General features: G+C 42.1%; 8 protein-coding genes. 5 read left to right on the top strand and 3 right to left on the bottom strand.

The annotated features are described in order from the left end of the window. Positions 1 to 1,105 (top strand): ATP-binding cassette domain-containing protein (locus CXF78_RS06245; RefSeq protein WP_145991383.1); only part of this gene is annotated, 1,105 nt, incomplete at its 5' end. A 72-nt stretch (positions 1,106 to 1,177) separates the two neighbouring features. Next, positions 1,178 to 1,669, top strand: a complete 492-nt coding sequence (locus CXF78_RS06240) for a TIGR02444 family protein (RefSeq protein ID WP_011638724.1) — start codon at positions 1,178 to 1,180, stop codon at positions 1,667 to 1,669. A gap of 72 nt (positions 1,670 to 1,741) precedes the next feature. On the opposite strand, the gene CXF78_RS06235 is transcribed toward CXF78_RS06240, so the two are convergent. Then, complete coding sequence (locus tag CXF78_RS06235; RefSeq protein WP_102036283.1) at positions 1,742 to 3,331, bottom strand: GMC family oxidoreductase; 1,590 nt, start codon at positions 3,329 to 3,331, stop codon at positions 1,742 to 1,744. Between the two features lie 24 nt (positions 3,332 to 3,355). Further along, a complete protein-coding gene (locus CXF78_RS06230; protein WP_059744593.1) occupies positions 3,356 to 3,868 on the bottom strand; it encodes a hypothetical protein in 513 nt (170 codons plus the stop codon). 112 nt (positions 3,869 to 3,980) lie between these two features. Here CXF78_RS06230 and CXF78_RS06225 point away from each other — a divergent pair, with 112 nt between their 5' ends. The 3 genes from CXF78_RS06225 (at position 3,981) to CXF78_RS06215 (ending at position 6,286) form a co-directional block, all read left to right on the top strand. Then, entirely contained in the window at positions 3,981 to 4,997 is a 1,017-nt protein-coding gene (locus CXF78_RS06225) for a hydrolase (protein WP_102036282.1), read from the top strand. A 10-nt stretch (positions 4,998 to 5,007) separates the two neighbouring features. Then, on the top strand, positions 5,008 to 5,256 hold the full coding sequence (locus tag CXF78_RS06220; protein WP_059744600.1) for a YheU family protein: 249 nt from the start codon (positions 5,008 to 5,010) through the stop codon (positions 5,254 to 5,256). Positions 5,257 to 5,389: 133 nt separating this feature from the next. Continuing rightward, the gene (locus CXF78_RS06215) at positions 5,390 to 6,286 is read left to right on the top strand and encodes a phosphoribulokinase (RefSeq protein ID WP_011638729.1); all 897 of its coding nucleotides are present in this window, start codon (positions 5,390 to 5,392) and stop codon (positions 6,284 to 6,286) included. Between the two features lie 237 nt (positions 6,287 to 6,523). Here CXF78_RS06215 and CXF78_RS06210 read toward each other — a convergent pair. After that, positions 6,524 to 7,113 (bottom strand): tetratricopeptide repeat protein (locus CXF78_RS06210; protein WP_102036281.1); only part of this gene is annotated, 590 nt, incomplete at its 5' end.

Genomic DNA, 7,113 nt, shown 5'->3' with positions numbered 1-7,113 from the left:
AGCCAGTAAAGCTAAACAAGCACAAAGCCGCTTGAAAGCACTCGAGCGCATGGCCGAGTTGCTGCCATCGCAAGTAGACAATCCATTTCAAATGGCCTTTAGAGAACCAGAAGCGCTACCGAACCCATTAGTGGTAATGGAAAATGTCTCTATTGGTTATGAAGATAATACCATCCTGAAACAGGTTGAGTTAAATCTCGTTCCTGGTGCGCGTATTGGTTTGTTGGGTAGAAATGGTGCCGGTAAATCAACGCTGATCAAACTGTTATCAGGCCAACTACAAGCCAAAACGGGTAAGTATCAACCTAACCCAGGATTAAATATTGGTTATTTTGCTCAGCATCAAGTTGAATTTTTAACGCTTGATGATTCTCCAATGCAACACTTGGCTAGACTCGCGCCAGCAAGTGTTCGCGAACAAGAATTACGTAACTTTTTAGGTGGGTTTGGCTTTAATGGTGATATGGCCTTATCGCCAGTACGGCCGTTTTCTGGCGGCGAAAAAGCCCGCCTAGTATTAGCATTAGTGGTTTGGCAGCGTCCAAATTTACTATTACTCGATGAACCGACCAACCATTTAGATTTAGAGATGCGTCACGCACTCACCATGGCATTGCAAACCTTTGAGGGCGCAATGGTTATCGTGTCACACGATCGTCACCTATTACGATTAAGTTGTAGTGATTATTACTTAGTTGACCAAGGTGTTGTAACACCTTTTGATGGCGACTTAGATGACTACCATCAATGGTTGCTAGATGCCGCTAAACTAGCACAAGCCAACAACAAAACAGATGTAGGCGCTAGCAGCGATGCTGTTGATAAAAAACAGCAAAAAAGAATGGAAGCTGAATTACGTCAGAAAGTATCGCCGCTGAAAAAACAACAAGTAAAGTTAGAAACTCAACAGCAAAAAATTAATGCCCGATTAGCCGAATTAGAAATTGAGTTAGCCGATGGCAGCTTATACGAAACAGAGAACAAAGCTAAAATGACCAATGTTCTCAACGAACGGACTACGCTGACTCAAGCTATGGATGAAAGTGAAATGCATTGGTTAGAGATTCAAGAGCAGATCGATATTTTTGAGCAAGATTGCCTATAAGCAATTGCTCTTCATTATTTTATTGTCATTTGTGGTGTAAAATAGCATCACAAAGGCAACAAGGAATACGGTATGTCGCGGCCTTCTCACCACCAAACATTCAGCTATTTAATTTGGCGTGATTGCGAACAAAACTATTCAATTAATCCTAAGTTTTACATAAGCTTACAAGATAGTTACCAAGTAAATGTTAACCTTTTACTATTAGCTCAATTCCTAGATCAACAACATTATGTGTTAACCCAGCAGCAGTGGGAATTATTAACGGGTGCTATAGAACAATGGGAAGAAAATGTGTTGCAACCTTATCGACGATTACGTCGGATTGCTAAAGTACACTTAGACAGTGAAGAATATCAAAAAATGCTCGACGTAGAGCTAATTATGGAACGTAAATCTCAGTACATGTTATTGCATAAATTGAACTTGCTGCAGAGGACAACGTTAGATACTGAGCCTGATAATACTGAGCCGAGTAATATACAACACTATCTTAGCTTATTTGGCTTAGATGGAAGCATTATGGCTGAATTAACCACCCAAGTAGGTTTGACTAACTCGTAACACATTGTCTGGTTACGACTTGTAATATTACCTTGATATACCGCCCACCGGCGGCATATCAAGCTAGTTAATCTAGCCAGTTTGAGTCAATTTTTGTGCTAATGCCGTTGCATTTCGAGCCACAATACCATAAATAGACAACTGCGGATTCGCGCCTAAACTGGTTGGGAATACCGAACCATCCATCACCGATAAATTTTCAAGGTAATGCGAATTACCAAAACCATCGACCATTGAAAGGGTTTTATCTTCACCCATTGCACAACCGCCCATCACATGGGCCGACGCGACAATGGTTTTTAATAAACCTAAATCGGCATTATTAATAGCCTGCTTTGCTTCACTCCACGAATTAAGAAAAGCCAAGCCATCATGCATCGGCAACACCTTTTTGGCACCTGCAGCAAATTGTAATTCGGCCATCGACAAAAATGCCCTACGAGCACCGTCCCAAAAACCTTTATCTAAAGGATAATCTAACGCCAAACTAGTATCGGTTAATCTTACCTGACCACCAGGACATTGCTGATTGAAACCATCACGAATAAGCGCAATAGTCACCTGCATTTGGTTAAAATTAGCCATTAATTGTGCGTGGCTCACACCATAACCAATGGTTTTAGATGCTATCAACACGGGATGTACAGGCGCAACTTCAAGCTTATAACCTAGATCACCAGACGCGCCATCACGCCAAACAAATTCATCTGAATAGATAGATTGCGGCGCACCACTGTGACCATTAATTTGTTCTGCAAAAATACCGCCCGATAACAATGACGGATGTAAAAACGTTTTACCTAATTGTTTATGTGGATCTGGGGTGTTAGAACGCATTAATATCGTTGGTGTATGAACTGCACCCGCACTTAAAATATAATGTTTCGCACTAAAGGTAATGTTCACCGATGTTGGCTTTAGCCCTTCGGTTAATGCCTGGGCCGTTAAACCAACAACTTGATCGCCTTTGTGTTCAAGTTTGATCACTTTAGCGCGAGAAATCAGCGTTGCGCCTTTGTCTAAGGCAGCAGGTATGGTGGTCACTAGCATTGATTGCTTGGCGTTTACGGGGCAACCCATGCCACAATAACCGGTATTCCAGCAACCTTTAACATTACGTTTAATAACGGTGTAATCCCAACCCAGTTTTTCACAACCTTCGCGCAATGCACCATTATTTCTATTGGGTTCAAACTGCCACTGTTCAATGTTGAGCCGCTGTTCCATTAACTCAAACCAAGGCAGTAAATCTTGCGAAGACAGGCCTTTTACTGACTTTTCTTGCTCCCAAAAGGCCAAGGTTTGCTCGGGGGTTCTAATTGAAGTAGTCCAATTGACCGTGGTTGAACCGCCTACCGTTCGACCTTGAAATATACCAATACCTTTATCAGCAGTTTTCATTGCAGCAGCTTGTTGGTACAAATTCGGATAAGCGTGGCGCTCTTCCATATCAAAGTGAGTTGATGATTTAAGCGAGCCGCCTTCAATCATAATCACTTTCAATCCAGCTTCAGTGAGTATTTCTGCTGCGGTGCCACCGCCCGCTCCGGTACCAACAATAACAACATCAGCGTCAAAGTGACGATCCATTTCTAAGGTACTGGCATCAATATGATGCCAGCCTGCACTTAATCCGGTAATAATAGGATCAATAATGGCCAAGGGAGAGCTCCTTACATAAGGGGGTTAATGCGCGTTATGCACCAAGAAAGTAGGCTTTACATAACGTAAATTGCCCCAATGTTCCGGACAGGCGTAGTAACTTGCCATTATCAATTCACGTAACCCATTATAAGCGGTTGTTAACATGTCCAAATAGTTGTTACGCCAAAACTCTAACATGTCGATCAATTGCTGTGGTTCACGCATTAATAGCGGTGTCATACTGCCACTGAGCAACAATAAACCAAAGCGACCTTCAAGTAACTCTAACAATTCCATCAGCTCTTGCTGTTGTTCAATCGGCAAATGGGTAATTGATTGTGAAATTGCATCCAATGTGCGATTTATCGCGATTTCTCTATGGCTAGGAACCTCGGGCAATGCACCGTCTAAGAACACTGGCAGCAATACACTAAACAACACTCGGTGATGAATATCATCGCTAGACGTCGTGATACTGGGTGAATATAAATTAACGCCTAGTGCTATTGCTGCAGTTCCAGCAAAAGCACCCGTAATAAAGGTACGCCGCTTCATTTACTTCCCCTTGAGTTTATTGTTGTCTCTATTTTTTATGTGGTAGAGTGGCATGAGTAACATTTAAACATACGTTTAAATTTTCACAAACTATTACAGAAATATTCCTTTTATGAAAACCTTGTTCACTCCGCCTTGGTGGGCTGCTAGCCCGCATGTACAAACAATTCTGCCATTCATTTTCAAAGTGGCCAGACCAATAACATTTAGGCAAAGACAAGAGTTACCCGACGGCGATTTTATCGATTTAGATTGGCTGGGCCAGGCCCAAAATGGCGCGCCTATCTTAGTTATCATTCATGGTCTTGAAGGTAACACTGAATCGCATTATGCACGCAGAATGCTCATCGAAGCAAAAAAAGCCAAAATGTCTGCTGTTGTTCACCATCATCGGGGGTGTTCTGGTGAACCAAATCGCTTAGCTCGCAGTTATCATAGCGGCGATGTTAACGACTTAGCCCATACCCTAGAGCAACTAAAGCATTACTATCCAGACTCACCATTGTATGCTGTCGGCTACAGCTTGGGCGGTAATGTACTGGCAAAATACCAAGGCAGTAAAAAACAACATAGCTTACTTGAACGTGCTGTGGTGGTGTCGGCCCCTCTCACGCTAGGAGCCTGTGCTAAACGCTTAGAAAGTGGCTTTTCAACTCTGTATCAACGCTTTTTAATTAAACGCTTACAACATAAAATGCTCGACAAAATCAACACTGCTGATTTAACCGAGCAAATGCCGATCACTAAAGAGCAGCTCAAAATGCTCAATACCTTTTATTTGTTTGACGATAAAGTCACTGCACCTTTGCATGGTTTTATTGACGTAAATGATTACTATCAACAATCTAGCGGCCTTGGCTATTTGCAGCATATCACCAAGCCTACTTTAGTCATCCACGCCAAGGATGACCCCTTCATGACCGATGAAGTGATCCCAAAGCAAGCTCAATTATCACCTATGGTTGAATACGAGTTGCATGAGTGTGGTGGACATGTAGGGTTTGTTGAAGGTGGCTGGCCTTGGAAACCGCGCTTTTACCTCGAGCGTCGCATCATCGAGTTTATTCGAACTACAGGTGATACAGCAACCGAACACGATACCTCCGCGTCTTTAGTCAGTCATAAATAGGAAATACACCATGCTTGTGCCTTATGAAGCGTTACTTTCATTACCTCAAGAAGTACTTCAGCGTATGATAAAAGAATATCTGTTATCACAACTTGAAGATGGCAGTTTTAGTGACGCAGACGAACAACAATTAAGTCGCGCAATGGACCAATGTAAGCTAGCACTAAAAAAGGGCGAGCTAGTGGTTGAATATAGTGAGGATGATGAGTCTATCGCCATTAGGCAACGCGAGCATATTTCACGTTCATCTTTCGACTAGCTGTAATACAAAACGATGGTTTTACTACAAAATGATCACATTGTTACCTGCGAATAATTGACCCACGGGTGATGATTACCGTATAACTAGTGACTCGATTTTTCACGTCCACAACATTACCTAGGCAAATAATATGTCAGCAAAACATCCTATTATTGCTGTAACCGGTTCATCCGGTGCTGGCACAACTACGACCACAACTGCCTTCATTCATATTTTTAGACAGTTGGGTATCAATGCTGCATTCGTTGAAGGGGATAGTTTCCATAATTTCACCCGCGCTGAAATGGAAGTGTTAATTAGAAAATCACAGGCTGAAAATCGAAACTTAAGCTATTTTGGTCCCGAAGCGAATAATTTCAAAAAGCTCGAAGAATGTTTTACCAGTTATGGTGATACAGGTAATGGCCAAACCCGCAGCTACTTACACACCTTTGATGAAGCGGTGCCATTTAATCAAATGCCCGGTACATTTACGCAATGGCGTGATTTGCCAGCCAATACCGATATGCTGTATTACGAAGGACTGCACGGTGGTGTGGTAACGGAAGATGCCGATGTCGCTAAACATGTTGATCTTTTGATAGGCATGGTGCCGATTGTTAACTTAGAGTGGATCCAGAAGATTATTCGCGACACAAATGATAGAGGCCATAGTCGTGAAAAAGTCATGGGCTCGATAGTCCGTAGTATGGACGATTACATCAAGCACATGACGCCACAATTTTCACGGACACACATTAATTTTCAACGAGTGCCGACTGTAGACACTTCAAATCCTTTTAGCGCAAAAGACATACCAAGCTTAGATGAAAGCTTTTTAGTGATTCGCTTTCGCGGTATTAATAATGTTGATTTCCCTTATTACCTCAACATGATCCAAGGCTCATTTATGTCACGCGTCAATACACTAGTTGTTCCTGGTGGAAAAATGTCTCTGGCTATGGAATTAATTTTAACGCCTTTGGTTAAAGACTTAATGGATAAACGTCTAGAGTTGCAAAACCTTGATGATATCAAACTCGATTAAGTTTGATTTAAGTCAGAACAATTAAGATAGCCGCATCGTGATTTCGAGCGAAAGAACGGCAGTTGATGTGCTTGGGGTGCTAATTCCCCCTTTTTCTGTTAGCGCATTAAGCACATCAACGAAACCAAACAACATCGGTGCTCAAGCACTAACATTAGCTATTATCCCTTCTGATAAACAAGTCAATACACGGACCGGTTGATAATAGTAAATGACTCACATTGCTTATCCTGAGCATTACATCAGTGGGATAATTTCTCGATAAGCTTGATTATTCTGATACTGTTTCAAACGTAAAATAAACTCATCGCTGCGCACAATCTCAGGATTATTCTTTAACGCATCAATTGCTTTTTTCTGGGTATCAATTGCCGCAGAAAAATCTCCAAGCTCAGCATACGCGGCCGCAAGATTATCTAATACCGTTGGATCATTTTGATTTTGTTCGAGTAATTTTAATGACATTGATACTGCACGCGAACCATCTCGGTATTCGGCCTCAGGGCACGTGGCTAATATCCACGCAATATTGCCCATTGAAACGGCATCCCCCGCAGCACTAAACTGCTCCATTGCTTTGCCGCAATTACGCACTACACCATCACCACCAGCAGAATAAATAAACCCTAAACGAAAATGAGCCCACTTATCTCCTTGTGCGACCATTTGCAGATACCATTTTTCTGCCAGCGCTAAATCACGCGGAATTAATTTACCGTCAAAGGCTAAATCAGCTAATGTTTGTTGCGCCTTAATATTGTGTTGTTGTGCAGCAAGATTAACCCAGCTTAATCCTTGCTTAGTATCTTGAGTAACAAATCGTCCGG

Source organism: Shewanella sp. 11B5 (assembly GCF_002836795.1).
GTDB lineage: Bacteria > Pseudomonadota > Gammaproteobacteria > Enterobacterales > Shewanellaceae > Shewanella > Shewanella frigidimarina.
This window is presented reverse-complemented; position numbering and strand designations above follow the sequence as displayed.

What these genes read in the sequence shown, in the direction of transcription:
- CXF78_RS06240 (WP_011638724.1), top strand. Translation starts at nt 1,178, where the DNA reads ATGTCGCGGCCTTCTCACCACCAAACATTCAGCTATTTAATTTGGCGT.
- CXF78_RS06230 (WP_059744593.1), bottom strand. Translation starts at nt 3,868, where the DNA reads ATGAAGCGGCGTACCTTTATTACGGGTGCTTTTGCTGGAACTGCAGCA.
- CXF78_RS06225 (WP_102036282.1), top strand. Translation starts at nt 3,981, where the DNA reads ATGAAAACCTTGTTCACTCCGCCTTGGTGGGCTGCTAGCCCGCATGTA.
- CXF78_RS06220 (WP_059744600.1), top strand. Translation starts at nt 5,008, where the DNA reads ATGCTTGTGCCTTATGAAGCGTTACTTTCATTACCTCAAGAAGTACTT.
- CXF78_RS06215 (WP_011638729.1), top strand. Translation starts at nt 5,390, where the DNA reads ATGTCAGCAAAACATCCTATTATTGCTGTAACCGGTTCATCCGGTGCT.